This window comes from Anaerobacillus sp. CMMVII (assembly GCF_025377685.1).
Taxonomy (GTDB): domain Bacteria; phylum Bacillota; class Bacilli; order Bacillales; family Anaerobacillaceae; genus Anaerobacillus.
The window spans coordinates 419893-444927 of record NZ_JACEHK010000010.1 but is presented as its reverse complement, the minus strand read 5'-3'; the positions used below and the strand labels follow the sequence as shown (position 1 = coordinate 444927).

28 protein-coding genes and 1 pseudogene are annotated in these 25035 nt (G+C 37.7%); 8 read left to right on the top strand and 21 right to left on the bottom strand.

The window, feature by feature from the left end; genetic code table 11:
- The first annotated feature begins 49 nt into the window (after positions 1–49).
- Positions 50–2112 (top strand): annotated as a pseudogene (gene fdhF, locus H1D32_RS15820) (formate dehydrogenase subunit alpha).
- Between the two features lie 153 nt (positions 2113–2265).
- Positions 2266–2739, top strand: coding sequence for a hypothetical protein (locus tag H1D32_RS15810; protein ID WP_261179234.1), 474 nt, complete (start codon positions 2266–2268; stop codon positions 2737–2739).
- Positions 2740–3072: 333 nt separating this feature from the next.
- Here the strand turns inward: H1D32_RS15810 and H1D32_RS15805 are convergent, their stop codons facing one another.
- Positions 3073–4338 carry an L-lactate MFS transporter gene (locus tag H1D32_RS15805; protein ID WP_261179233.1) on the bottom strand — a complete coding sequence of 422 codons (1266 nt, stop codon included), beginning with the start codon at positions 4336–4338 and terminating at the stop codon, positions 3073–3075.
- Positions 4339–4575: 237 nt separating this feature from the next.
- Between H1D32_RS15805 and H1D32_RS15800 the strand changes: the two genes are divergently transcribed.
- From H1D32_RS15800 to H1D32_RS15790, 3 genes are all read left to right on the top strand, one after another.
- Positions 4576–4911: a DsrE family protein gene (locus tag H1D32_RS15800; protein WP_261179232.1), complete on the top strand. Its 336-nt coding sequence runs from the start codon at positions 4576–4578 to the stop codon at positions 4909–4911.
- 75 nt (positions 4912–4986) lie between these two features.
- On the top strand, positions 4987–5175 hold the full coding sequence (locus H1D32_RS15795; RefSeq protein WP_261179231.1) for an alpha/beta-type small acid-soluble spore protein: 189 nt from the start codon (positions 4987–4989) through the stop codon (positions 5173–5175).
- A gap of 8 nt (positions 5176–5183) precedes the next feature.
- Positions 5184–5324 (top strand): hypothetical protein, encoded by a 141-nt coding sequence (locus H1D32_RS15790; protein WP_261179230.1) that lies wholly within the window; start codon positions 5184–5186, stop codon positions 5322–5324.
- Positions 5325–5397: 73 nt separating this feature from the next.
- On the opposite strand, the gene H1D32_RS15785 is transcribed toward H1D32_RS15790, so the two are convergent.
- Together H1D32_RS15785 and H1D32_RS15780 are read right to left on the bottom strand one after the other, a co-directional pair.
- A complete protein-coding gene (locus H1D32_RS15785) occupies positions 5398–6240 on the bottom strand; it encodes a DegV family protein (protein ID WP_261179229.1) in 843 nt (280 codons plus the stop codon).
- A 173-nt stretch (positions 6241–6413) separates the two neighbouring features.
- Positions 6414–6587, bottom strand: a complete 174-nt coding sequence (locus tag H1D32_RS15780; protein WP_261179228.1) for a hypothetical protein — start codon at positions 6585–6587, stop codon at positions 6414–6416.
- Between the two features lie 170 nt (positions 6588–6757).
- Between H1D32_RS15780 and H1D32_RS15775 the strand changes: the two genes are divergently transcribed.
- Both H1D32_RS15775 and H1D32_RS15770 read left to right on the top strand, forming a co-directional pair.
- Positions 6758–7387, top strand: a complete 630-nt coding sequence (locus H1D32_RS15775) for a deoxynucleoside kinase (RefSeq protein ID WP_261179283.1) — start codon at positions 6758–6760, stop codon at positions 7385–7387.
- A gap of 21 nt (positions 7388–7408) precedes the next feature.
- On the top strand, positions 7409–8062 hold the full coding sequence (locus H1D32_RS15770; RefSeq protein WP_261179227.1) for a deoxynucleoside kinase: 654 nt from the start codon (positions 7409–7411) through the stop codon (positions 8060–8062).
- Positions 8063–8129: 67 nt separating this feature from the next.
- Here the strand turns inward: H1D32_RS15770 and recQ are convergent, their stop codons facing one another.
- Positions 8130–10247 (bottom strand): DNA helicase RecQ, encoded by a 2118-nt coding sequence (gene recQ / locus H1D32_RS15765; RefSeq protein WP_261179226.1) that lies wholly within the window; start codon positions 10245–10247, stop codon positions 8130–8132.
- Between the two features lie 155 nt (positions 10248–10402).
- On the opposite strand from recQ, the gene H1D32_RS15760 reads away from it, so the two are divergent.
- Positions 10403–10555, top strand: a complete 153-nt coding sequence (locus H1D32_RS15760) for a hypothetical protein (protein WP_261179225.1) — start codon at positions 10403–10405, stop codon at positions 10553–10555.
- Between the two features lie 148 nt (positions 10556–10703).
- On the opposite strand, the gene H1D32_RS15755 is transcribed toward H1D32_RS15760, so the two are convergent.
- The 17 genes from H1D32_RS15755 to cybH all read right to left on the bottom strand — a co-directional run bounded on the left by H1D32_RS15755 (position 10704) and on the right by cybH (position 25031).
- On the bottom strand, positions 10704–11261 hold the full coding sequence (locus tag H1D32_RS15755) for a 4Fe-4S dicluster domain-containing protein (RefSeq protein ID WP_261179224.1): 558 nt from the start codon (positions 11259–11261) through the stop codon (positions 10704–10706).
- Positions 11258–11527 (bottom strand): chaperone NapD, encoded by a 270-nt coding sequence (locus H1D32_RS15750; RefSeq protein ID WP_261179223.1) that lies wholly within the window; start codon positions 11525–11527, stop codon positions 11258–11260. Before H1D32_RS15750 ends, H1D32_RS15755 begins: the two co-directional genes overlap by 4 nt.
- A 29-nt stretch (positions 11528–11556) precedes the next feature.
- The gene (locus H1D32_RS15745; protein WP_261179222.1) at positions 11557–12006 is read right to left on the bottom strand and encodes a nitrate reductase cytochrome c-type subunit; all 450 of its coding nucleotides are present in this window, start codon (positions 12004–12006) and stop codon (positions 11557–11559) included.
- A 15-nt stretch (positions 12007–12021) separates the two neighbouring features.
- Positions 12022–14580 (bottom strand): nitrate reductase catalytic subunit NapA, encoded by a 2559-nt coding sequence (gene napA / locus H1D32_RS15740; RefSeq protein WP_261179221.1) that lies wholly within the window; start codon positions 14578–14580, stop codon positions 12022–12024.
- Positions 14580–15425, bottom strand: a complete 846-nt coding sequence (gene napH / locus H1D32_RS15735; protein WP_261179220.1) for a quinol dehydrogenase ferredoxin subunit NapH — start codon at positions 15423–15425, stop codon at positions 14580–14582. The genes napA and napH overlap by 1 nt, the downstream gene beginning before the upstream one ends.
- Positions 15422–16018: a 4Fe-4S dicluster domain-containing protein gene (locus H1D32_RS15730; RefSeq protein WP_261179219.1), complete on the bottom strand. Its 597-nt coding sequence runs from the start codon at positions 16016–16018 to the stop codon at positions 15422–15424. Before H1D32_RS15730 ends, napH begins: the two co-directional genes overlap by 4 nt.
- A 314-nt stretch (positions 16019–16332) precedes the next feature.
- On the bottom strand, positions 16333–17208 hold the full coding sequence (locus H1D32_RS15725; protein WP_261179218.1) for a hypothetical protein: 876 nt from the start codon (positions 17206–17208) through the stop codon (positions 16333–16335).
- A gap of 201 nt (positions 17209–17409) precedes the next feature.
- Positions 17410–18411 carry a hydrogenase expression/formation protein HypE gene (gene hypE, locus H1D32_RS15720; RefSeq protein WP_261179217.1) on the bottom strand — a complete coding sequence of 334 codons (1002 nt, stop codon included), beginning with the start codon at positions 18409–18411 and terminating at the stop codon, positions 17410–17412.
- Between the two features lies 1 nt (position 18412).
- Positions 18413–19522 carry a hydrogenase formation protein HypD gene (gene hypD / locus H1D32_RS15715; RefSeq protein ID WP_261179216.1) on the bottom strand — a complete coding sequence of 370 codons (1110 nt, stop codon included), beginning with the start codon at positions 19520–19522 and terminating at the stop codon, positions 18413–18415.
- The gene (locus tag H1D32_RS15710) at positions 19506–19730 is read right to left on the bottom strand and encodes a HypC/HybG/HupF family hydrogenase formation chaperone (protein WP_261179215.1); all 225 of its coding nucleotides are present in this window, start codon (positions 19728–19730) and stop codon (positions 19506–19508) included. Before H1D32_RS15710 ends, hypD begins: the two co-directional genes overlap by 17 nt.
- Positions 19708–21168: a Kae1-like domain-containing protein gene (locus H1D32_RS25040; protein ID WP_314733422.1), complete on the bottom strand. Its 1461-nt coding sequence runs from the start codon at positions 21166–21168 to the stop codon at positions 19708–19710. The genes H1D32_RS15710 and H1D32_RS25040 overlap by 23 nt, the downstream gene beginning before the upstream one ends.
- Positions 21150–22043: an acylphosphatase gene (locus tag H1D32_RS25035; protein ID WP_314733421.1), complete on the bottom strand. Its 894-nt coding sequence runs from the start codon at positions 22041–22043 to the stop codon at positions 21150–21152. Before H1D32_RS25035 ends, H1D32_RS25040 begins: the two co-directional genes overlap by 19 nt.
- Positions 22030–22680 carry a hydrogenase nickel incorporation protein HypB gene (gene hypB / locus H1D32_RS15700; protein WP_261179214.1) on the bottom strand — a complete coding sequence of 217 codons (651 nt, stop codon included), beginning with the start codon at positions 22678–22680 and terminating at the stop codon, positions 22030–22032. The genes H1D32_RS25035 and hypB overlap by 14 nt, the downstream gene beginning before the upstream one ends.
- Before the next feature lie 2 nt (positions 22681–22682).
- The gene (locus H1D32_RS15695) at positions 22683–23036 is read right to left on the bottom strand and encodes a hydrogenase maturation nickel metallochaperone HypA/HybF (RefSeq protein WP_261179213.1); all 354 of its coding nucleotides are present in this window, start codon (positions 23034–23036) and stop codon (positions 22683–22685) included.
- A 331-nt stretch (positions 23037–23367) separates the two neighbouring features.
- Positions 23368–23781, bottom strand: coding sequence for a hypothetical protein (locus tag H1D32_RS15690; RefSeq protein WP_261179212.1), 414 nt, complete (start codon positions 23779–23781; stop codon positions 23368–23370).
- Positions 23774–24319 carry a HyaD/HybD family hydrogenase maturation endopeptidase gene (locus H1D32_RS15685; protein WP_396126214.1) on the bottom strand — a complete coding sequence of 182 codons (546 nt, stop codon included), beginning with the start codon at positions 24317–24319 and terminating at the stop codon, positions 23774–23776. The genes H1D32_RS15690 and H1D32_RS15685 overlap by 8 nt, the downstream gene beginning before the upstream one ends.
- Positions 24300–25031 (bottom strand): Ni/Fe-hydrogenase, b-type cytochrome subunit, encoded by a 732-nt coding sequence (gene cybH, locus H1D32_RS15680; RefSeq protein WP_261179211.1) that lies wholly within the window; start codon positions 25029–25031, stop codon positions 24300–24302. The genes H1D32_RS15685 and cybH overlap by 20 nt, the downstream gene beginning before the upstream one ends.
- Between the last annotated feature and the right edge of the window lie 4 nt (positions 25032–25035).

Genomic DNA, 25035 nt, shown 5'->3' with positions numbered 1-25035 from the left:
TTTCCTATTATTGTTATGATACTTCAATGCTAGAGGGGAGTTTTTTCTAATGGGGAACAGAAAAGAAGTTAAAATGATATGTAGCTATTGTGGTACTGGCTGCAGTCTAATTACCGAGATTGAGGACAATAAGATTGTCAAAGTACGGGGTGATAAAGAAGGCTCTGTAAACAAAGGACAAACGTGTATTAAGGGTGCATTTGCATATAATTACGTTCATTCTGGAGATCGCTTGACGTCACCACTACTTCGTAAAGACGGGGAGCTTACACCAGTTTCGTGGAAAGAAGCGTTAACTTTTATTGCTGACAAACTTACATCATTTAAAAATACCTATGGTCCAGAAAGTATGTCAATCTTTGCTTGTGCAAGAGCAACGAATGAAACAAATTACGTGACCCAAAAATTTGCTCGTGCGGTTCTTGGGATGAATAATATTGACGGTTGTAACCGAACGTGACACGCTCCTAGCGTTGCCGGTCTGGCAACTGTTTTTGGTGGCACTGGTGCACCTACTAATCGCTTTGAAGATTTTGATAAAGCTCAAGTTCTATTATTAATTGGTTCAAATACGACAGACGCTCATCCAATTATTGCTAACCGAATTAAAAAAGCGGTTAAAGGTGGATTACGCTTAATCGTTATTGATCCTAGAAAAATTGATATGGTTAAGTCTGCTGAGAAACATCTTCAACTTAAAGTCGGTAGTGATATCGCTCTATTAAATGCGATGATGCATGTGATTATCAAGGAAGAGCTTTATGATAAAGACTATATCCAAAGAGTATCCGAAGGTTTTGAAGAATTAAAAGCAAAAGTAGAAATGTATACACCTGAATATGCGGAAGAAATTACTCGTGTACCAGCTGAGGATATTCGTGAAGTAGCTAGAGCTTATGCGACAGCTGATCATGGCATGATTGCTTATACATTAGGAATTACTGAGCATCACTTTGGTGTAAACAACGTATTTGATATCGCAAACATTGCCCTACTAACAGGTAATATTGGTAAAGAAGGAACTGGAATTCTACCGCTTCGTGGACAAAATAATGTGCAGGGTGCTGGTGATATGGGGTGTTTACCAAATCAGTTCGTTGGTGGCTTGAAAGTCATTAATGATGAGCATCGTAAAATCTTTGAAGATGCCTGGGGCGTTAGCTTACCAGGACAAAACGGTCACACACAAACAGCGATGTTAGAAAAAATGACTGAAGGAAAAATGAAAGCGTTATATGTTATTGGTGAAAACCCTATTATGGCTGACGTAAATATGCATCATACAAAATCAGCCATCGAAAACGTAGAGCTGTTAATTGTTCAAGATTTATTTTTACACGAAACAGCACAAATTGCGGATGTCGTTTTACCAGCCAGATCATGGGCCGAGGTTGATGGTACCTATACCAATGCAGACCGCCGTGTTCAAAGAACTCGTCCCGGAATTGAAGCACATCCAAATACAAAAGATGACTGGCAAATCTTATGTGAGTTGTCACAAATCATGGGCTATGATATGAGCTACAATTCAAGCGAAGAAATCTGGAACGAAGTACGAGAAATGGCTCCAGAGATGTTTGCTGGTATGACTTACGAACGCTTTGATAATGAAGGTGGCTTACATTATCCTTGTCCTACGGTTGATCACCCGGGTACATTTGTATTACATGAAAGATTCCATCAAGGAATTGAACTAGAAGAAAAATCTCGCTTCGTACCAGTTGACTTCTCTCTTCCAGCAGAACCAACAGACGAAGAATATCCATTTACTTTAACAACTGGTAGACGCTTAGAACAGTACAATACGAATTCACAAACTCGTTATTATCCAGCTAACGTGAAATTAAAGCAAACCGAAGAAACAGTCGATATGCATGCTGAGGATGCTCTCGAGTTGAATATTGAAGACGGCGAATATGTAGAAGTTGCATCTCGTCGTGGTAAAGTAAAAGTTAAAGCCAAGGTGTGTAAGAAAATGCAAAAGGCGATGTCTTTATGAGTTTCCATTGGTCAGAAGTTCCGACAAACGCCTTGACACTTGATGAGTTTGATCCGATTTCAGGTACAGCAGAATACAAAGCTTGTGCTGTGAAAATTTCAAAAATCTCATAAATCACTAGTGTCAACTCCCTTTCTGCGGAGTTGGCACTTTCTTATTTCTATCTAAAAATTCAAATAAATACTTCAGGTGTGATTTTTCGCACAACTTTACACCTATCACCACCGCTATAATGAAAACAATATGATAAGGTGGTGAAAATAATAATGAATACATGGATCTTAGTTCTTTCTGTTTTACCATACGTATGCATTTGTATCTTTGTTATGAGTTTGGTATGGCGCTACAATGATCACGATGAGGATGAGGGGAAAAAGCCTTTAAAAATGATTTCTCTTGTTAGTTTTCCATTATTCATCTTATTTATTTTCACCACGCCGTTAATTTATTTATCTTTATTTGAGTCAGGTCAGATCCATGAACTTATTCAATGGTTAATAAAAATTGCAACCTTAACTAGTAATTACGAAGGAATTGTCTCTGCCTCCAGCGCAAGCAAATTGTATATTCTTTTTGCATGTAGCATTTTGGTGACCTTGTCATTTACCTCGTTATTTAAAGTTTGGACGTTGATTAGTTTATATTTCGAAAAGAAATTAGCCAGCTTCTATCGTTCTTCTACCTTGTATGCCAAAGTGATTGCCATATTTATCATCTCATTATTTACCATGACAAAATAAGAAAAGCGCAAGCGCCCTGCTTAGCCCCGACAAGCAAATGTTCTTCGAGAAAAAAAGTGTGCTTTTTCACTTTTATTCTCGAAGGTTATTTGACCTCGAGGGGCTGGGCGCTGCTCCTGCGTCACTACGTTTACTCGTCGCAAAACCTGCAATGAAGTAACTTCATTGATGTGTCTTGGAGCTAGACAGTTATTACGTTGAAATTTCATACTTTTTTAAACTATAAGAAAAAGGATCGCTGGATTTGTCCAGTGATCCTTTTTGTAAGATAAGAAAGTATTTGCGTTTTTAGTTCTTGATGTCTAGCTTCAGACGGTTGGTGCTTTTCTTATATTAGCTAGCTTTTTGAATTTGCATTTCTTTACGTGCTTTGATTTTTTGAATATCTTTCATCATTAAGAATGATGTAAATAATCCAATAGCTAGGAATACAACAAAGATGTAGAAAGTTGCGTCATAACTGTTTGTTGTATCTCGAATATACGCAACTAATAATGGTCCCATGACTCCAGCCATTGACCAAGAAGTAAGGATTAAACCATGAATGGCTCCTAACTGCTTTGTACCAAACAAGTCGCCAATAAATGCAGGTAAAGCTGCAAATCCTCCACCGTAAATGGTTAATACCATGAAAATTAAGACTTGGAAGACAAGGACATTTGTGATATTTGGTAAAATTAAAAACGCGATTAACTGAATACTAAAAAAGATGGCATAAATTCGATGTCTACCGATATAATCTGAAGCACTTGACCAACCAATTCGGCCAGCACCATTAAACAGACCCATTAACGCTACCATACTTGCAGCTGCAACAGTAGTTAACCCTACTTTTTCTTGCGCCATTGGAGAAGCAACTGAAATTAGCATTAGACCCGTTGAGATATTAATAAACATCATCACCCATAATAACCAAAAACGTTTGGTTTTCGCCGCTTCTTTAGCTGTTAATTGTTCTAAGTCTTGCGTGCCTTTAATATCATATTTTCCACCACTAACTGTTCCAGGTGCCATACCTTTTGGTACCCACCCTTCTGGTGGCTTAGCAATGTAAGATGCTCCAAGAAACATCAGAATAAAATACGTGATACCTAAAGAAAAGAACGTGTTCGATACACCGATATTTACAATTAATCGTTCTGCGATTGGAGCAGTAATTAATGCCCCTGCACCAAAACCAAGGACAGCCATACCGGTTGCTAAACCGCGACGATCAGGGAACCATTTGACTAACGTTGATACTGGCGAAATATACCCTAAACCAAGACCCATCCCCCCTAATACACCAAACGTAAGGTAAAATAATGGTAATGACTCGATTAACACGGCAAAACCAGAACCGACAATACCTACTGAAAATAGTACTGCTGCTAACAATGCTGACTTTCTAGGGCCTTTCTTTTCAACAAACTGACCAAAAGCAGCTGCCGACATCCCTAAAAAGAAAATGGCGATTGTAAAAGCCAATGATACTTGGGTTTTTTGCCATCCCAGTTGTTCTAATGGTTTTACGTATACACTATACGCGTAAGCTGAACCAATGGATAAATGAATTGCCACTGCTGACAACGCGATTAACCAACGATTTTTTTCTTTCATGATTTTTAATTCCCTTCTACGATAAGATAATATAATTTCATAAATGTGTTCATCAGGTCATCTGATGTATTAGTAATTACTAATGTAACTTTATCGATTTTGGGAGGTTTTGCAAATGCTTTTTTTCACATTTTCATAAAAAATTTTATATTTTATTACGTTTTTTTGACAATTTCACAAAATAGGTGCATTTTTAAAAAGCAGGTATTTTATCTTTAAACTTTAGGAGGGGTATTTTTGAAAGAGTCAGTAATTTTAGTTAACTCACAATTTCTTGGCAAAGGAGATGATATTTTAGGCGAAGGTCTGCTTGAAACATTCTTTACCTTACTCAAACAAACGAACGATCTACCAGAGGCTGTTTTTTTCGTTAATTCCGGTGTGCTAGCACTAACTGAACGTTCCTTAGCTTCGCTACATATTAAGGAATTAGAGGATAAAGGAGTCTCAATTTTAGCTTGTAAAACTTGTATCAACTATTATGAGATTGAACACCAACTTATCTCTGGTCAAGTTTCATCGATGAAGCAGTTCATTGAATTAGCTAGCAAATTCCGTGTAATTACCCTCTAATTTATTTTTTTGGTTATATCTACATTTCATATATTTTCTCCGGCTGGTAAGGATATTTAGTAAGGAGGGATTAAGATGCCAAGTACAAATAAATTAGTAGTTCCTGGTGTTGAACAAGCATTAGACCAAATGAAATATGAAATTGCCCAAGAATTTGGTGTAAGATTAAATGCAGATGATACATCCCGTTCTAATGGTTCTGTAGGCGGAGAAGTAACTAAGCGTCTTGTTCAGATGGCTGAACAACAACTTAGTGGTAAGTAGAGGTTATTATGACGAAACGAAAACATTTTCGTGATGCAGCCTCTAAGAATAATTTCACCCCAACAGAAAGCGTTTATAACGAGGAAATCGCAGATGAGTCCGTAGATCTTGCGAAAGCAAAAAAAAGTAAACGCGTACCAAGAGGGTAATAAAAAGGGCTCGTCACAAAGTGACGGCCTTTTGTTTTGAGTTTTGAGTTATGAGTGATGGATTATTATTAACTTACTCAGCAAAGTACGAAAATCCTATAGCACCAGGCCCTGTATGAGTACTAATGATAGGCGTAGTGTCAGAAATTTTAACATCAGTAAATCCAGTAGCTTTTTCAATTGCATCTTTTAGCTGATTGGCCAAACCTAATGCATCTGCTTGGGCAATAGCTACAGCCTTAATTTTTTTATTAGCAGTTTCTGTTTCTAATTGTTTAAGTAAGTAATTGATCAATTGAGCATATGTTCTCACTTTTGAAACTGGTGTGTAGACGCCGTCAGCAAGTGAAGCAATTGGTTTGATCCTCAAGAGTGATCCTACTAATGCTTTCCCTCTTCCGATTCTACCACCCTTCACTAAATAATCTAATGTATCAACCATGATAAATAGTGATGTATTTTCTCTTATCGTTTCAATTCGCTCTAAGATCTCTTTCCTTGTTTTTCCTTCTTTAGCCATTTTGGCTGCTTCTAACACTTGAAATCCAAGCGCATAAGAAATGAACTTCGAATCAACGACTGTTACTTTTGAAGTTGACATACCTGCACCACTTTGCGCTGAATTATAAGTACCACTCATACCACTCGTAATATGTATAGAAATAATTTCGCTTCCATCTGCTCCAAGGCGATCGAATATTTCGGCAAATACCCCTGCTGAAGGTTGTGACGTTCTCGGTATTTCTTTTGCTTGCTTAAGTAAAGAAATATAATCTTTAGCTGAAATATCTACCCCATCAATATAAGACTTTCCATCTACAGTGATTGTTAGTGGTACAACTTCTACCCCTAATTCCGCTAATTCCTCTATCGGAACATCTACTGTTGAATCTGTGACAATTTTAACCTTACTCACATAAGCACCCCATTCTTTAAAGATTTTTATGCTTGCTCCTATTATTGAAACCGAATACCCACTTCTATCATACTATAAAACTATAATATTTGGTAACACTACCATCATTTCCTACGAAATACAAAAAGGATAAGAGCAAAAAACCGTGAGAGTCCTTTTGCTCTTATCCTTTTTTATTCGATACCGCTTTCTTTAATTGCATGATCCCAACTTGGGAAGTAATGAAGAGCACTTCTCATTAACTCTGGATGCGTCTTCTTGATTTTTTTCTTAGCTAAGCCTTCACCACTCGTATGTAATTGATTAATTGAGCTAATAACTTGGTCAACACTCATATCAATCTCCACCTATTCATCCCTCCTTCCCTATAGATACTGTTCCTATTTTTACCATTTCAACTTGAAGTATACCTAAAAAATTCAAACAAAAATTGTAAAAATCGATTTATGTCTACCAGAAACATGACCTCTATGATAAAATAACGTTGTCTATTGTTGTTGAACAAGGAGGAAAAATGTTGAAAACAGTACCATTTATCGCTGTAGAAGGTCCGATCGGTGTTGGTAAATCTTCGTTAGCAAGAGAAATTGCCGAATATTATCAATATACACTGTTAAATGAGATCGTTGAAGAAAATCCGTTTCTAGGGAATTTTTATAAAGATATTAATGAGTGGAGCTTCCAAACAGAAATGTTTTTTCTTTGTAATCGATATAAGCAACTTGAGGATATCCAAAAATATCATTTAGCTAAAAATAACCCTGTCGTTGCAGACTACCACATTTTTAAAAACCAAATTTTCGCCGAGCGAACGTTGCAGTTTGAGCAGTACGATAAATACAAGCAAATCTACTACATACTAACTGCTAACATGCCCGAGCCAAATTTAATTATTTATTTAAAGGCTAGTTTAGATACGTTGTTAGAGAGGATCTCTTTACGTGGTAGAGACATCGAAAAAAATATTGATCCAGCATATTTACTTCAGCTTACCAAAGACTATGATCAATTCATGGAAAAGTTTATTAGTGACCATCCAAATGTTCCTGTTCTATCATTTGATGGAGACCAAATCGATTTTATAAAAAATAAAGCTGATCTTAAAGCGATAATCGCAGAAATAGATGAACAACTTTGTGTAAAATAACTATTATTGGAGTTGAAAAACATGATTGATACAACAATCAAAAGTAATGCTTTGATTACTTTGGCTGGTACGGTGGGAGTTGGAAAATCAACTTTAACAAGAAATTTAGCCAATGCCTTAAATTTTAAAGCATCCTATGAAAAAGTCGACGGGAATCCATATCTAGAAGATTACTATGCTAATTTCAAACAGTGGTCTTTCCATTTACAAATTTATTTTTTAGCTGAAAGATTTAAACAGCAAAAAGCAATGTTTGAAAGCGGTTATGGCTATGTTCAGGATCGTAGTATATATGAGGATGTAGGTATTTTCGCAAAGCTCCAATATGATCAAGGTAACATTAACGACCGTGACTTCGAAACATATAGCTCACTATTCGAAGCTATGACATTATCTCCATATTTTCCAAAACCTGATGTGTTAATTTATTTAGATGGCTCACTAGATAAAATTATTGAGCGCGTTCATCGCCGGGGACGAAAAATGGAAATAGATACTCCGACAAAATTCTGGGAAGACCTTTACGAGCGTTATCATAATTGGGTAAATGAGTTTACCGTTTGTCCAGTTTTAAGACTAGATATTGAAACTTATGACAGTCACGACCCTCAATCAATTGCTTTAATTATTAAAGAAATTGAAAAGATTACAACTAGAGAACTTATTCTAAAATAAAAAGCAAGAGGGAGACAACTTGTCTACCTCTTGCTTTTTCATATCAATACAGCTTTTTCAATCTCAATTAAATACACAACGCGAGCTTAATATGAAAGTAACTAATTTCCTCGGGTAAAGCCTCTTTTAATGGCTTTAGCTTCTCTCCACCAATCGCCTCTTTAGCTTCTATAATTAACTGTTGGTACGAATTTGGTAGTACTCTTTGCCATTCCAGTTCAACACCTTCAACTGCTGCCTGAATAAGATGCTGCTCAACAGTCGTTTCTTTCAATCCTCTAATTGCTGAGATTTCACTAATTTCTTTTCCTTCACGAAAAAGTTGTAAAGTCGTTAAATAACTCGGATCATCTTTGGCTTTTTCTGTTTGCTTTTTCTGTGGTTCTGCAGAGGCTGTTACGTTATTTTCTTGGCAAAATGAGCTAATGATCGTCAAAAAAACATCCCCGTATTTCTCAAACTTCATTTCCCCTACTCCCTTGATTTCAAGCATTTCTGCTTTCGTCTGTGGATAGTATTTGCACATTTCTTTTAGGGTAACATCAGAAAAAATAATATACGGTGGAAGCTTTTCGGTTTCTGCTATTTTCTTTCGCAGCTCGCGAAGCTTTTCAAATAACTCCGAATGTACTGGCTCTTCCTGTTTTACCGGTTTTATCTTTTGGAATACTTTTTCACCATTTTTAAGTACAGCCAACGCTTTTTCGGTAAGTTTCACTGTAGGATATTGACCAGTTGTCAAGGTTAAATACCCTTCAGCAATGAATAACTGCGTAAGTTCACTAATCGCCTTTTCGGTCTTTTCCTTCATAATTCCATATGTTGTCAAAGTCGTTAAACCTAGATCCTTAATGCGTTTGTTATTTGAACCCTTAAGAACCTGTGCTATGAGTGTAACTCCAAAACGCTCCTTCATCCTTACGATACACGAAAAAATTTTTAAGGCTTCAGTAGTCACATCTACCTCTTCTAAGTCGGATTTACAGTTGGAACATTTCCCACAGTCCTTGTTCGCTTCATCTCCAAAATAATGGACAATAAATGTTTGCAAGCATTTCGTTGTATGACAATAATCAACCATTGCTTGAAGTTTTAGGTATTCATGGTCCTTACGTTCTCCTAAAGATGTTGATTGTTCAATTAAATATTTTTGTGTTTGAACATCTTTACTAGTAAAAAGGAGGACACACTCGCTAGCCTCACCATCTCTTCCAGCTCGTCCTGCTTCTTGATAGTAGGCTTCCATGCTTTTCGGCAATTGGTAATGAAGTACATAGCGTACGTTTGACTTGTCGATCCCCATCCCAAAAGCATTAGTGGCAATGATAATTTTTTCATCATCGAAGATAAATCTCTCTTGATGGTCATTACGAACTTTTTCCGACATTCCACCATGATATGTTACAGCTTCAATCCCATTTTTCGCTAAATAAAGTTGTAGGTCTTCAACATCTTTCCTAGTGGCAGTATAGATAACGCCACTTTCACCTTGAAGCCGTTGAATGAATTCGAGCAAATATTTCTTTTTATTCCCTGTTTTCACTACTGAAAAGGCTAGATTTTCTCGTTCATAACCCGAAATAAAGTCTAATGGCGAATGAAGTCTCAGACCTTTCTTAATATCCTCAGCTACTGTTTTTGTCGCTGTTGCAGTAAATGCCGCAATCACAGGTCTTGGAGATAGCTGTTGCATTAGTTGGCCAATCTTTGCGTAACTAGGGCGAAAATCGTGCCCCCACTGCGAAATACAGTGAGCTTCATCAACAGCTATTAAATCAATAGGTAATTGCTGTAGAAAGTGTAAAAAATGTGGTGAGTCTAGCCGCTCTGGTGAAACATAAATAAGTTTATATGAGCCGATTTTAATGTCGTCCATGATATGTGCTTGTTCAGCTTGTGACACCGTACTATTCAAATAGATAGCAGGGACACCAATATTATTTAATGTGTCTACTTGATCTTTCATTAAAGAAATCAACGGACTAATTACCACTGTTATCCCTTCAAAAAGCAAGGCTGGGACTTGATAACAAATTGATTTACCGCCCCCAGTTGGCATGATACATAGAGAATCATTTCTTTGCAGCAAAGCAGTGATGATTTCTTGTTGATTTTTCCGAAAGCTGTTGTAACCATAATATTTTTTTAATATTGATAAAGGTGTTGCTAGTTCTTTTTCTAACATTTTCCCATCTCCGTAACAATAAGTATCATTGTAACAATAACATAGAGACATATTTAGTGGAAGTGTTATATGTATCTTATTAAACATAATAGAAACCAAAAAAAAGAAGATACTAACCAATGAATGACCGATTGAAATAGATAGGAGCTGATTATATGACAAAGCGTAAAAGTAATCCAAGAAAAGAAGGAAAAAACAAGCATGGTGCCCATGTTAGCCCACTAGGAAACTCACCTACTGAGGAGTTTGCTAGAGAGCCTTATGTCGAGGCTGGACAAGCTGGTAAACAAAACAACGATAAAAGATAAATCAGAATTTAGAATGGTTTAAGCAGTTCACCGAAGCTTATCTCCAAACTCATTCTACATTCTACATTCTGAATTCTACATCACTACATGCTACGGTCTAAATGCCAATAAAAAAATGGCTGTTGAGACATTCTCAACAGCCATTTTTTCATACTTCTCGTGCTTTTACATATATTCCTTTATAGGTCTGGATACAAGCAGCAACGCACTGCCCACAGCCATTACAATTACTCTCAATCACCTGAGGTTTACCATTGATTACTGTTAAAGCATCTTTTCCTAAAGGACATGCTCGAACACAGTAATCACACATTGTTCCCTTAAACGCTAAACAATTGAATTCAAAAATTTCTGCGACACCTAGTTTTTCATCAGGTTCAATCTGATCCAACGCCCCTGTAGGGCAATTTGTCATACATTTATCACAAAAAGTACAGGGTGATTCATTTGGATTGATAAAAGGAGTTCCAGCTAGCTTCGCCCCATAATCGACTGAAAACAAATTGATGGTTGACGTTGGACAAACATCTGCACAAACGCCACAACGGGTGCAAGTAGCAAGAAACAGTAGTTCATTCCCTGCACCAGGTGGGCGTATATAATTTCGTTCTTGCTCAATGGTAGCCCCGATAATTGACCCTAGAAATTGAAAGGACGAGCGAACATTTTCCTTTAAATATTGTCTACGGTTCAACTTTTCAATCATTGCTGAATACCCGTTGATTGATGTTGCATCGCTTCATCATCTTCGAAGTTTGTGTAAGCAAGGCAGATCGAGACGATCCCATCAATTTCTTTAAATGCTTCACCAATACGATAGCTTTCATCAACTGAAGGAGCTTCAAGTGTTAATATCACTTTAACCTCCTGCTCAATATGATGAACTTCTATGCCAGGAAGCTTCTTTAGTTGCTCTACTACTGCATCTGTTTTTCCTTTTACTGTGATTAGCATAAATCCTGAAATGACCATGCTTACACCTCCGTATTTAGATAGTCGTATTAATCATTAAATGCTGCTTTTGTTTCACCTGTATCCAATCCATGACAAGTAACGCAAACATATCTTGGTCCAAAAATCCCTTTGCTACGTTCTTGATCAACAAAATGGTCGATCGGTATAACTCTTGCCCCCATAGCCTCCGCTTGCTCGTGACAAACTAAACAGCTCTCGCCTTTTGTTTTTGGATTCCATCTTCCGGCATGGTCAACAGGTTGTAAGGTTGGGGCTGAAATCAATACCATTGTTGCCGCTTCCGCTCTTTCTTGATTCAACTGTGGAATTTCGACCACTTTTGCTGGTTGCTTGGCCGTTTGTTCTTGTTTTGGTTCTTGCTTTTGTGTTGCCGCTTTTTCACTCGCTGAGTCATTGAAGAGAGCGACACCTACGACGATCGCAAAAATGAATATCCCTAATGAGACTGCAAATAGAAAGTAGTTTTGTTTTTTCATGTTTGTCCCCCCTCCTTATGCCTTAATGATTTGAACAGCACATTTTTTGTAATCTGGCTCTTTTGAAATTGGGCAATAAGCATCAAGTGTCGTATCGTTTATCATTGTTTCTTCAGCAAAGAATGGAACAAACACTAGTCCTTTTGGTGGTTTTCCACGACCTGTTGTCGTTGCCTTTACTCTTGTCTCACCACGACGCGATCTTACGATAATCCAATCCATATCCTTAATTCCGATTGCCGCCGCATCATCTGGGTGAATTTCACATAAAGCCTCAGGTACTGCACGATGGAGTTCAGGAACGCGTCGTGTCATTGAACCACTGTGCCAGTGCTCTAAAACACGTCCTGTACATAACCAGAATGGATACTCTTCATCTGGAATTTCGGCTGCATCTTCAAATGGTCTAAAGAAAATAGTTGGTCGTTTGTCAGTAGATTTATAGAAGCTAATATCCTTATATTTTCCTACTTCACCAAACGTCTCCACACCCACTTGATCGAAACCTTCTTTTTGATCACCATGTGCGTAGCGCCATTTCGTTTCTAACCATTCACCATTCACTTCGCGAACAGGCCAGCGCATCCCATGCTGCTTTAAATATTCCTCGTATGGCCCTAATTCCTTGGCACTCGTCTTCAATTTATATCCAAGCTCTTGAACAGCCGGATCTTTATGAAGATGTGGCGCAGAAAATAATCGATATTCCTCGAACATACGTACACATACTTCATGCTCATCAATTAAATCATTCTTTTCATAGTCCCAAATGTCTGGACCATATTTTCCAAAGACAACATCAAAGGCATCATGCTCGCCAATTTTCTTACCTTCAAGCACGCGTTTCGCCACTTGAACCATTGCCCAAAGATCCCACTTCGCCTCTCCAGGTGGTTCTTGACATTTTTCAAAAATTGAATTTCGGCGTTCAGCATTACCGAACATCCCTTCTCTTTCCACCCACATAGCAGCTGGAAAAACAACATTCGCCATTTCTGTAGAACGGGTTGGGTAAACTTCAGAAACTACGATAAAGCCGTCAATAACTCCTTTACCGTCCGTATCAATCCCGCGGAAGCGGTTTGTTTTCGGTAATGTTTGGCCCCAGTTGTTTGACATACTCCAAAGGAACTTTACATTCCCAAGCCCAAGCTGTCTAAACATTGCGATGGTATGCAGACCTGGCTTTTCAATTGAATCTAGATAACCTTCTGGTAAATTCCAAATCATTTCACTAAAACGTCGATGTTCCGGATTGTTTACAACTAAATCTGCCGGTAAACGGTGGGCAAATACTCCAACTTCACGAGCTGTTCCACAAGCACTAGGCTGACCTGTTAATGAAAATGGTCCACTTCCTGGTTGACTTATCTTCCCTGATAATAAATGAACATCGTAAATTAAGTTGTTCATCCATGTTCCACGCGTATGCTGATTAACCCCCATTGTCCATGTTGACATGATTTTTTTGTTAGGATCAGCAAATTCTTTCGCTAATGCTTCAAGGTCTTCAGCCGGTACTCCCGAAAGTTCAGAAACATAATCAAATGTATATACAGAAACCATTTCTTTAAATTCATCAAATGTAATTGGCCAAGAGTCATTTACTTTTTGACCAACTTCACTCTTGTCATAGTCATCATCAATTGAATGACCTAAATTTTCTTGCCCTGCTTTAAATTGGCAGTGCTCTTCAACAAACTGCTTATCATAGGAATCAGTTTCAATTAAATAGTTGATGATACAGTTTGCAATCGCTAAGTCTGTTTGTGGTCTAAAAACCATCACTTTGTCTGCTGTTTCAGAAGTACGAGTATGATAGGTTGTTAAATCATAGTGTTTTACATTCGGATCTGAAAGCTTTCTAGCTGTTAAGCGTGAGTACAAAACTGGATGCATTTCTGCCATATTGGCTCCCCACGTAACAAAAACGTCTGCCATGTCTAAATCATCATAACAACCCATTGGCTCATCTGATTGGAATGTTGACATAAATCCAGTTACAGCACTTGCCATACAAAGTCTTGCATTAGGATCAATATTATTGTTTTGTAAACCAACTTTCCAGAGCTTTACAGACGCATAACCTTCATGAATTGTTTGTTGTCCTGAACCCCAAAAGGCAATCGAATTAGGATCAGTATCATGTGCTTCTTTGATTTTGCTAGCAACTAAGTCAAGTGCTTCTTCCCATGATGCTTCGCGAAACCCGTCCATTGTTCCTTTTTTGCTGTTATCTTCACGGATTAACGGTTTTGTTAAGCGATCTTTTCCGAATAGAATTTTTCCTAAGTAGTATCCTTTAATACAATTTAAACCACGACTTGAACGATTGTCAGGGTCACCTTTTACAGCGATTACTTTTTTATCTTTTACTCCCACTAACACCCCACAACCGGTTCCGCAATAGCGGCAAACCGAAGTTTTCCACTCATCGGGTTCAATTGATTGTACTGGGTCTTTTTCTGGTTCTTTTGGTTCTGGTGTAGCGACTTCTTTGCTGGCACATCCTGCTGCAATCATCGCTGATGATATTGCCGCAGCTTTTAGCAAGCTTCTACGAGTTAATTCCATTATAATTTTTCCCCCTTAACCTCATTTGTGATCTCAATTTGGTACTCTTTTTGTCTATACGGTCTAAGACCGATTGATAAAGCTTCGTGGGAACATGCATCAATGCAAGCGCCACATAAGCTACAATCACCTGATGTTACGTATGTTTTGTCACCATTAATCGCTGGGTCTAAAATTGACGGATGTGAAAAACAGACTTTTTTACACTGCATACAACTAACACATTTTTCGTTGTCTATCTTCACCCTTAATTGTCCAGCTTTACCTATACTTGAATAAAAGCCACCGACTGGACAAAAGTAACGACACCAGCCACGTTTTGAAACAAAAAAATCAAACAAGACAATGGCTAAAAGAATAAAACTTCCTATTCCCCATACGAACAATAAATTCCTAAGTGTATTTCCGATTGGAGAAATGATTTCAAAGATCGGTACACCAATGAAAAATGATAAAACTAAAACTAATACTGCTATTTGAATTTTTATATTTAAGTTAAATTGTACATCTGGTAATTTTTTAAAGCGCTTTCTCAACGAGTCTGTCAATTCTAGTAAAGTGTTAACCGGGCAAACCCAACTACAAAATACTCTCCCACTTATCACTAGGTAAAAAAGAAAGACAATCAATGCTGACCCTAAAAACCCCCAGACAATTTTCTTAGATGCTAACGTTACACTTAAAGCCCCTAGTGGATCTGAGAGCTGTATGCCAAAGATTTCAGAGGAGGATAGTGTTCCGTAAAAAAAGTTGGTTCCAGCAACTTCAACTAAAAATAATGGGGATAAAAATAATAAAATAATAAAAAACTGAACTAACTTTCTAGCAATCAACCATTTTTTCATAGCAATCCACCTGCCTCACGTGGCTGTATTCTAATGGCAACTGGATTATCAACGACACATTTGTGAACACAAATTCCACAACCTACACATTTTTCCGGATCGATTACTGGACCAAAAATCGCATGGATGTTGTCGTCTGGTTTTAAGTAAATATCAAGTTTAATAGCTTCATCTATAAGAGGGCATTCTCGGTAGCATACTTCACAACGCATCCCCTGGTATGCGATACAGACATCCTTATCGATAACTGCAACACCCATATCCACATCGGTACGTTTTTCAATATCACGTAACGCAGTTGTCGGACAAGCTTCAAAACAAGGGAAATCTTCACAAAGCCAACAAGGTGATTCTCTTGCATCGATAAATGGTGTACCAAGTCCTAAACCCATCGTACTGTTCCCCATATTTATGGATTTGTAGGGACAGGCTTGGTTACACTTTCCACATCGCGTACATAAAGCTAGAAATTCGTCTTCATCGCTAGCACCTGGAGGTCTCAACACTTGCTTACTTCCTGCTTTCATAAGTTTAAGCAATTCATATGCAGCAAAACCACCTATGATTGTTCTGAGGATCCCGAGTCCTTTCATTTAAGATAAAGCCCCCTTTTTATTCACTTTTCATGAAAATATTAACAGCCTAATTTTATTGTAACGGCTCACCTAGAAGTAAAATGTGACTAAAATCACATTTTCGTTTCGCAAATGTGAAAAAAACTTCATAATTGAGTCTATTTCATAATTACCTTAATCAAGCTATATGTAGCTGCGAACCTTACTTACGTTACTCTTCATACCGTTAAACTGCTTATACTTTTCAATTAATCTATTGACCGTTACGCTAAACTAAAATGAGGTGGGCGGACAAATGGATTTGTCTACCCCACCTCATTTCGTTTACAAATTTAATACATCCATTTAAATTGATCATCAATGACTTCATTCGCCTTAGGGACGTATAATAAATGAACATAAATGATTGCCAACATAAATGAAATCACCATGTATTGGATGAAATACGGGAAACGTACGCCGATAGGAAGCCAAAACTCCACAAGCGCTGGAAAAACCGCAGTTTGTATGAAAATTGGAAAACCCACCCAATATAAAAGCGAAGTTTTCGTATCACGCCACCTAATGAAGATTGGTAAGATCGTTAATACAAAAAATATACTCACAAAAATACTCATAATAATGACCTTCGGAACATTCTGAATAGCTGTAGTATTATATAGCTCTAAAAAAGGTGAAATTAACCAATTCGTAAAGAAAACGATAGGTACGAACATGCTCCACCCAACAAATAACCTCTTGAGCCATTTTCTAATACATATCGATTTAAGATAGTTCTTCAACTCTTTTTGAAAGGAAGCACCAACTATTCCAGGCTTCCAAAATAAGGTTACTAATAAGGAAAAAAAGAAAGCTGGAAGGATCCCTCTTACCAATTCGTAGGAATACGAAAACTCACTACCACGAGCAAACTTATCAAACAAAGGTAAAGCATAAAAGAAAAAATAATGATAAGCAAATATTGTAATAAATCTCTCTATAATAGTTTGATTTAGCATTTTAAACAACTCACCGATCACAATTGCTAGAAACGTAATGACAATGATATAAGGCAAGACACCAGAAATACTATCTAAAAAATTGGTTTGTGATTTTCCTAAACCAAGAAATAGCGAAATTGAATGACCAAACAAGGTCCCAATGAAACTGAGATATGCTACAATTAATGCGAAAAAAACTGACTTCATACTATACAAAATAACGTTCATAGATCAGCTTCACTCCTTATTCTAGGATCTATGGGAAGAAGTAATATCAACATCTGTATTACTAACTATACGTTATTTTTTGCCAATAAACTGTGACACATTTAGTACATTATCTGAAGAAAAAAGCGATGTTCTTATCTTGTTCACATTTTAACCGGATCAAAAATTTCTTATGATACGTTCAACAATTCAACTAGTTTTCTAGCAAATTCTAGGTAGTTGTATACCTGTTAAACGATTTAAACGGCGGCGGCTTCCTAAGGTCATCTTCAAGAATAATTTCCCTTGGCCTTCGGCTACTACCTGACCAATAGATGTGGCGTTCTTTCCAAGCTCATGCCTTTTCATTACTTCTAACACCTTTGCTTCGTCTTCTTTAGCTACAATAACTAGTAACTTCCCCTCATTCGCCAAGTATAATGGTTCAAGCCCTAAAATATCACAGGCACCTTCTACTTCTGGCTTAATTGGTAAAGCGTCTTCAAAAAGCTCCATGGCTACTTGAAAGTCTTCACAAATCTCAACCAAAGTAGTCGCAACTCCTCCTCTAGTTGGATCTCTCATAATCTTTACTTTCGTAGAGGAGTTCAGGATATCCACCGTTAATGCATTCAAAGAAGCGCAGTCACTTTTTAATTCTGTTAGTAAACCTAATTCGCCTCTCGCACTTAAAATCGCTACTCCGTGATCACCAATCGTCCCGCTAATAATCACAGAGTCTCCTTCCTCAATCTTTCTGGGAAGTGACGATTCATCCGTTACGACTCCTATTCCTGTAGTATTAATAAATATCCCATCAACGCTACCTCGTTCAACAACCTTGGTGTCCCCAGCAACAATTTTCACGTTTGCCTTTTTTGCTTCAATTGCCATTGCTGTAACGATCTCTCGTAAGTCTTTATATAAAAAGCCTTCCTCAAGGATAAACCCTACTGTCAAGTACAAGGGGGTGGCACCACTAACAGCAATATCATTTACCGTTCCTGCTACAGCTAACTTTCCAATATTTCCTCCTGGGAAAAAGACTGGTTTAATCACAAAACTATCAGTTGATACCGCCAGTTTCTTTGAGGAGACATGTAATAATGCGGCATCTAACTGTGCATGATCATGATGCTTAAAGGCTGCAACAAAGACGTCCTGAATTAAACGATGCGCTAACTCGCCACCATCACCATGGGCTAAACTTATTTTCTCTGTCATTTTAATCCTCCCTCATATATTGGTAAGAAGCCGCGCAGCTGCCTTCACCTGAAACCATGCAGGGGCCAATTGGATTTGTGGGAGTACAAGCTTTTGCAAATAAACTACATTGTTCCGGCTGAATTAACCCACGGATTACCTCACCACACCGACACTTTGTTTTTTTCGGTTCGCTTATTTTAACAGGAAAGCGCAATTTCGCATTTAGATGTTGGTACTCTTTTTTTATATCCAAGCCACTATTTTCAATAACACCTATTCCTCGCCACGCTTCATGAGATAGCTCAAAATAGGTCTCCATAAGCTTTTGAGCCTGAGGATTACCTTTGTCACGAACCACGTGCCTATGGGCATTAATGATTTCTGGGGTTTCATTTAGCAACAACTTGATGGTTTGATAAATACCAGCAAGAAGCTGTACTGGTTCAAATCCACAAATCACACCTGGAACACGGTATTCATCAGCTAAGTATTGATAGTGGTCTTTCCCTAAAACAATTGAAACGTGACCCGGAAGTAGAAAACCATCAACATGAACTTCCCCCTCATTTAGGAGTTTACGTAGAATTGGTTCAACCAGCTTCGTTGTTACCCACATGGAGAAATTAGAGATATTTTCTTCGTCGGCCATTTTTAAAGCGACCGCTAAAACAGGGATTGTCGTTTCAAAGCCAATTCCTAAAAATACAACCTCTTTATTGGGATTCTCTTTCGCAACTTTAACTGCATCGACAGGAGAATAAACAATTCGAATGTCTTTTCCATCTGTTTTTGCGTCCATTAATGTCCTTTTCGTCCCAGGAACACGAATCATATCACCAAATGAACAGATAATCCGATTTTCGCCTTCTGAAAGCTCGATCATCGCGTCAATTGATTTTTGGTCTGTCACACAAACTGGACAGCCTGGTCCAGAAATCAGTTTTACATGGTTGGTTAGTAGTTTTTTTACACCTGTCTTGGCCACAGCCATGGTATGAGAACCACACACTTCCATAAGCGCTGGCTCTTTTCCAAATTTATTTTTATATCTATCTGCAACTTCATAGATTTTCTCTAATAAAATCTTACTTATTTCAGGGTTAGAAAATTGTTTAAGAGTTTCTAGCATCCGCTATTTTCCTCCATTCTTCTAAGCTGGCATGAGCATAATCTTCATCAACGATCGACATTGCTTGACCAGCATGAACAATCACATAGTCCCCAAGTTTTACCTCTGGAACAAAAATAATTCCTACAGTCATTTGTGAACCCATGACATCAACAACCGCTGAATACTCTTGTTTTTCAATTATCTTAGCTGGAACTCCAACACACATTTTTCATTTCCCTCCTCATCTGTTTGTATTTCTCTGCTGCAATAATTATTTGACCTAGCGAAATTCCACCGTCATTACATGGCACATTTTTATGTGTAAAAACTTGAAACCCATGCTCTTTTAGCAGACTCATAAGTCTTGTCGCAAGGTAGCGATTATGGAAGCTTCCCCCTGACAGTACTACTTTTTTCGTTAAACTTGGCTTGGTTTGAGCAGCCACTAAAATCAAGGAAAGACACATTTGTACAATTGTTTCATGGAATTTTAGTGCTATTTGTTTAACTTCCTTACCTGCCTCAACTTCCTTTATAATCTTTAATATCATTTTTTTTACTGAAATCTCAATAATCCCTGCTTTCTTAGTTAGCTCATATGGATAATACTCATCACCCGCATCATTCACATCGACCAACTCTGAAAAACGGATCGCCGCTTCCCCGTCATAAGTAGATATATGGGAAACTCCTGTGATCGCACTAACTACATCAAATAGCCTTCCACAAGTACCTGCTAATGGACTATTCATTCCTTTGTCTACCATGGTGGAAATAACGTCGATTTCTTTCGTCTTATTAACAAAAAGTTTATTAGAAAGCTCTTTTCCAACTTTCATACCAAATTGTGAAAGCAAGAACCCAACTGCATTTCGCCAAGGCTCTTTGACGGCCTTTTCTCCACCAGGTAAGTGGTGGTATGATAAATGTCCAAGTCTCTCAAATGAATTTGGATTTCCATAGAGTAGCTCAAACCCCCAAATATTCCCGTCAAGGCCATAACCCGTACCATCAAGAATAATACCGAAACAAGGCTCTTTCAGGTGGTTATCTTCCATACAGGCTACATGGTGAGCGTGGTGATGTTGTACGGGAATAATAGTTGGACAATCAAGCTCTAATGCTAGTTTTCCAGTTTCATAGAGAGGATGTTTATCAACTGCTACTGCTTCTATACTTACACCCATCCATTTCATGAGGTGACGAAACTCGTTCATGTAATGTTCAGTTACCTCGATCGTTTCCATATCGCCTATATGCGGACCGATAAAAATCTGATCAAATCTACCAATAGCAAATGTATTTTTCTGCTGGGGCCCTAAAGCAATCACTCCATTAACCTCATGCGCTGTAAAGATTGGATCAGGAACATAGCCCCGAGCCCTGCGGAAAAATTGAGGTTCTCCATTTACTAGCTGCACTACGGAATCGTCAATGGGGTGGTCAATTTTGCGGTTTGAACTCAAAACAAAATCAGCAATCCCCTCTAAATAACTATATGCCTCATCATCTCTATAAAGAATCGGTAACCCCGATGGATTGGCACTTGTCAAGATCAAGTACTCAAGCTGTTGATCTGAAAACAATAAATTGTGTAATGGTGTATATGGTAAAAACAAACCTACCGTATTCATACCTGGAGCAACTACCTGAGCAATAGGCACGTCATTTTTTTCTTAGCAATAACGATTGGGGCCTCAGGTGAATGTAGAAGTTCAATCTCCCCTTGCGATAAAGATGCAATTCTCTCAATTGCAGTAATGCTCGCAGCCATAACAGCTAGCGGGCGATTGGGACGATTTTTTCTTTTCCTTAGTCTAGATACTGCGTATTCATTGGTAGCATCACAAGCTAAGTGATAGCCCCCAATACCTTTTATGGCCACGATTTTTCCGTCTTTTATATGTTTTTTTGTTTCAAGAATCGCTTGCAGCCCTTTGTCTATCTTTTCTCCATGAATAGACGTTAATTCGTAAATCGGACCACATGTGGGGCAGGCAATTGGTTGAGCGTGATGTCTTCTGTTCGTTGGGTCATCGTACTCTTTTTGACAGTTCTCACACATTTGAAATTCCTTCATTGTCGTAAAAGGACGGTCATAAGGAAGTTCTCTAATAATCGTGTATCTTGGACCACATTGCGTACAGTTAATAAACGGGTACTGATAGCGGAAGTTAGCAGGGTCTGCCATTTCCTCTAAACATTCCGGACATACGGCTGTATCAACTGGAATTACAAGTGAAGATTTACCACTTCGGTCACTCTCAATAATCGTAAAAGTATTGAAGCCCTGCACTTCAATTTCTTCAACCGTTACCTGATCTATTCTTGAAATACGTGGTGGGTGATTTTTTATTTCATCAATAAATGAGTGAAGTGAAGATCCTTTTCCTTCTGCAAATATTTTGACGCCATCCATATTATTTTGAACAGTCCCAAAAATCTCATATCTATCTGCTATTGAAAAAATGAATGGTCTAAAGCCCACACCTTGTACCCTTCCTATGATAGTAATCTTGGTAGCTTTATAGTTTTCCATAGGCTTCTCTGATCCAATTAAACCAATGATCCATTCCTTCGCAAGTTGTTGCAGATACTTTAAGTAGTTTAGAAACAGGGTTAATTCCTTTTAAATCTTCTTCGGCTAGTTCAACATTAAAATTCAAGTATGGCAATAAATCTATTTTATTTATAAGAACTAGTTCAGTTCGGCGAAACATAACAGGATATTTAGGGATTTTATCATTGCCTTCAGGAACACTTAAAACGGCAATTTTATGCTGTTGGCCAAGGTCATAACCTGAAGGACATACAAGGTTTCCGACGTTTTCGATAAATAAGATATCAATTTCTGAAAGGTCAAATTCGGGAATGGCTTTTGCTACCATTCTAGCATCGAGGTGACAGCCACCATTTGTGTTTATTTGTACAGCTTTAGCACCTGCAGCACGAATACGGTCTGCATCAATTTCTGTTGCTAGGTCTCCTTCAATAACACCAATTCGATAATCCTGACTTAATTCAGCAATTGTTTTTTCTAAAAGCGTTGTTTTTCCTGCCCCGGGTGAACTCATGACATTAATAACTAACGTTTTGCTTTGTTGAAATTGTTCTCGTAAAAAAGCAGCTGCAGAATTATTATCAGTTAAGACATCTTGATTTAATGTAACCTTCATTATTACGAACACCCCTCATATGAATATACTTTAAATGTTTCTCCAGATATTAGGTTTCCACTTGGAATTTTACAACTCGGGCAGATTGCTAGCTTCTGATCAGGGACATATTCCTCACTACAGATATAACATTTGGCTAATGCCTTTTCGCGGTGGATAACTAGGGTTGTTTCCTTGTCCAAGAAGGAAATTGACTGAGTTTTATAGATCGAAAAAGCCATTTCTAACGCGTCAGGCAAAGCATTGCTAATATCACCGACAATTAGTTCAATTTTGGTCACCTTTGACAAGTTACGTTTTTGAATATCGTTTTGAATGATATTTAGAATATCACCCATTAAAGCCATCTCATGCATAGCAATCTTCCTTTATCAATTTTTAAAATGCTGTTATCTCATTTTAGAACGCTCTTTTCTAAAAAATTGTTGCCATTAGCTTTTAGGTCGTAACCATGCGAATGCTTGGTTCTTCACACTTTGCGTGAAGCATTTGAGAATAAATAATCCATTGGGACAAATGAATTTGTCCCAAAAAGCGTATTTATATCAAAAGACGACCTAAAAGCAACAAAGTTTACGAAAACAGCCTTTTTGAAAGATTATTTGTATCATACTAAGCGACAAAACATCACGAAAAACGTTTCCAAAAGCAATGTTTACCCTAAAAATGTAAAAAAAGAGAAGGGACCTACACTCCAATAAACCACTCTCCGTTTTTCTCTTTGGTGTAATAACGTTTACAGGTTAGGTCCCCAGTTTCAGAAATAACATCTAATGTTTTGTCACAATTAGAGCATTTCATTTTATTCTCATACGATATCCATTGGGTTAATGACTGACAATTAAGACACATCTTCCCATACGCCTTTAACTGTCCACCCTTACTAACCAACAAAATCGATTTATTGTTAGTAAAAAATTCTTGAATACTTTGTAAAGAAGTTGCTGTAATCCCGTCAAGTTTTACCCATTTTACCCCAACGATTTGATTTGCCAATTCATCAAATTTTTCAAGCTCGTCAGTAATGATTGGTAAACTAATTTCCTGCGTAGTCTTTAGGAGACTCTTTCTCAATTCCGTAAGAAATTGAAGCCTATTCAAACTTCTCCCTCCAAGTATCCACTTGGTCCTTTATCATCCCTGCTAAGTTTTGTAACTTATCATTAACAGTACTAGTTAAATCAAGACCAAGTTCAAGAGATTCAGGCTGTATCCCAAACATAATCATTTCTTCAGGTAAACATTCTCTAATTCTCGCTGCAAAAAGAACTTCTTGAAAACCCACTTGGTGGACAGACATTTTCACTCCAAAGAAGGCAGGTATATCATCATTCTTAATAGTTATGATTGTTCCTGGTGCTTTCCCTGCATTAATAGCATCAAGAATGATCAAATATTCTGTGTCCTCCACTGGACCCAGTAGTTTCATCCCATCTGTTGCTCCCTCAATAATTTCCAACTCATCTTCCTTGCAATCTTTAAACATTTCTCGCAGGATTGATAAAATATGAACACCAACACCCTCATCTGAATAGAGGGTGTTGCCAATTCCTAAAATCGTTATTTTTTTTGTCTTTTTTTCTAGCTTACAAGTCATATTTTCACCTTCAGTACTAATATTAGCGTTCATCTTCATCATCTACTTCTTCCGTCTTATATCCTGTGAAAATACTTGACATGGAGCCGTTTTTTCCAAGCCAATCATCACGAAAAGCCATGTAAATATGAATAATTGTAAAAATAACGAAGCCCCACGCTACCCAATGATGAACTGCACGTACAGACATACTATCTCCCAAGACTGCAGGAACCCAAGCAAAAAGTGCAGCATACCAGGTATGCGGCGTTGGTTCAAATAAAAGATAATAACCCGTAAACGTTATGACTATTGAGCCAAATACAACGAAAATCCAATAACTAAACTCCGCCATTGGATTGTGGCCGATATAATGCTTTTTCTTATTTGGTAAAAATAAATAATACTTAAGCACTTCAAAGACACCCGTCCAAAATTCTTTTTTATGCGGATAAGACCTAGCATACTTATTTCCTTTGAAAGTCCAATAAAAACGAAAAATTAACGTAATTGTAAATATAAAAGCCGTATAAAAGTGAACATTACGCATGAATGACATTAAAACTGACGGTGTGGCATTTGTGTGCACGGTAGGTGATACAAACGGCTGTGCAATGTAAAATCCAGTGATTAATAAGATTAGAATTGCAGCAGCGTTCACCCAATGAAAAATCCGCACAGGGAGTTCCCAAACATAAACCTTCTTTAATTTTTTTTCATATTCCTTGCTCATCACTTTCTCAGCTGCTGAATTATTTTTTACGGGAACGGCCATTACC

Excerpts from the sequence above, each read along its gene's own strand:
- hypE (WP_261179217.1), bottom strand. The coding sequence starts at position 18,411 with ATGACAGAGAAAATAAGTTTAGCCCATGGTGATGGTGGCGAGTTAGCG.
- cybH (WP_261179211.1), bottom strand. The coding sequence starts at position 25,031 with ATGGCCGTTCCCGTAAAAAATAATTCAGCAGCTGAGAAAGTGATGAGC.
- hypD (WP_261179216.1), bottom strand. The coding sequence starts at position 19,522 with ATGCTAGAAACTCTTAAACAATTTTCTAACCCTGAAATAAGTAAGATT.
- H1D32_RS15730 (WP_261179219.1), bottom strand. The coding sequence starts at position 16,018 with ATGAAAGGACTCGGGATCCTCAGAACAATCATAGGTGGTTTTGCTGCA.
- H1D32_RS15795 (WP_261179231.1), top strand. The coding sequence starts at position 4,987 with ATGCCAAGTACAAATAAATTAGTAGTTCCTGGTGTTGAACAAGCATTA.
- H1D32_RS15710 (WP_261179215.1), bottom strand. The coding sequence starts at position 19,730 with ATGTGTGTTGGAGTTCCAGCTAAGATAATTGAAAAACAAGAGTATTCA.
- H1D32_RS15810 (WP_261179234.1), top strand. The coding sequence starts at position 2,266 with ATGAATACATGGATCTTAGTTCTTTCTGTTTTACCATACGTATGCATT.
- H1D32_RS15770 (WP_261179227.1), top strand. The coding sequence starts at position 7,409 with ATGATTGATACAACAATCAAAAGTAATGCTTTGATTACTTTGGCTGGT.
- napA (WP_261179221.1), bottom strand. The coding sequence starts at position 14,580 with ATGGAATTAACTCGTAGAAGCTTGCTAAAAGCTGCGGCAATATCATCA.
- H1D32_RS15805 (WP_261179233.1), bottom strand. The coding sequence starts at position 4,338 with ATGAAAGAAAAAAATCGTTGGTTAATCGCGTTGTCAGCAGTGGCAATT.
- H1D32_RS15685 (WP_396126214.1), bottom strand. The coding sequence starts at position 24,319 with ATGATGAAGATGAACGCTAATATTAGTACTGAAGGTGAAAATATGACT.
- H1D32_RS15725 (WP_261179218.1), bottom strand. The coding sequence starts at position 17,208 with ATGAACGTTATTTTGTATAGTATGAAGTCAGTTTTTTTCGCATTAATT.
- H1D32_RS15750 (WP_261179223.1), bottom strand. The coding sequence starts at position 11,527 with ATGGTCATTTCAGGATTTATGCTAATCACAGTAAAAGGAAAAACAGAT.
- H1D32_RS15745 (WP_261179222.1), bottom strand. The coding sequence starts at position 12,006 with ATGAAAAAACAAAACTACTTTCTATTTGCAGTCTCATTAGGGATATTC.
- H1D32_RS15695 (WP_261179213.1), bottom strand. The coding sequence starts at position 23,036 with ATGCATGAGATGGCTTTAATGGGTGATATTCTAAATATCATTCAAAAC.
- napH (WP_261179220.1), bottom strand. The coding sequence starts at position 15,425 with ATGAAAAAATGGTTGATTGCTAGAAAGTTAGTTCAGTTTTTTATTATT.
- recQ (WP_261179226.1), bottom strand. The coding sequence starts at position 10,247 with ATGTTAGAAAAAGAACTAGCAACACCTTTATCAATATTAAAAAAATAT.
- H1D32_RS15790 (WP_261179230.1), top strand. The coding sequence starts at position 5,184 with ATGACGAAACGAAAACATTTTCGTGATGCAGCCTCTAAGAATAATTTC.
- hypB (WP_261179214.1), bottom strand. The coding sequence starts at position 22,680 with ATGAAGGTTACATTAAATCAAGATGTCTTAACTGATAATAATTCTGCA.
- H1D32_RS15760 (WP_261179225.1), top strand. The coding sequence starts at position 10,403 with ATGACAAAGCGTAAAAGTAATCCAAGAAAAGAAGGAAAAAACAAGCAT.
- H1D32_RS15755 (WP_261179224.1), bottom strand. The coding sequence starts at position 11,261 with ATGATTGAAAAGTTGAACCGTAGACAATATTTAAAGGAAAATGTTCGC.
- H1D32_RS25035 (WP_314733421.1), bottom strand. The coding sequence starts at position 22,043 with ATGGAAAACTATAAAGCTACCAAGATTACTATCATAGGAAGGGTACAA.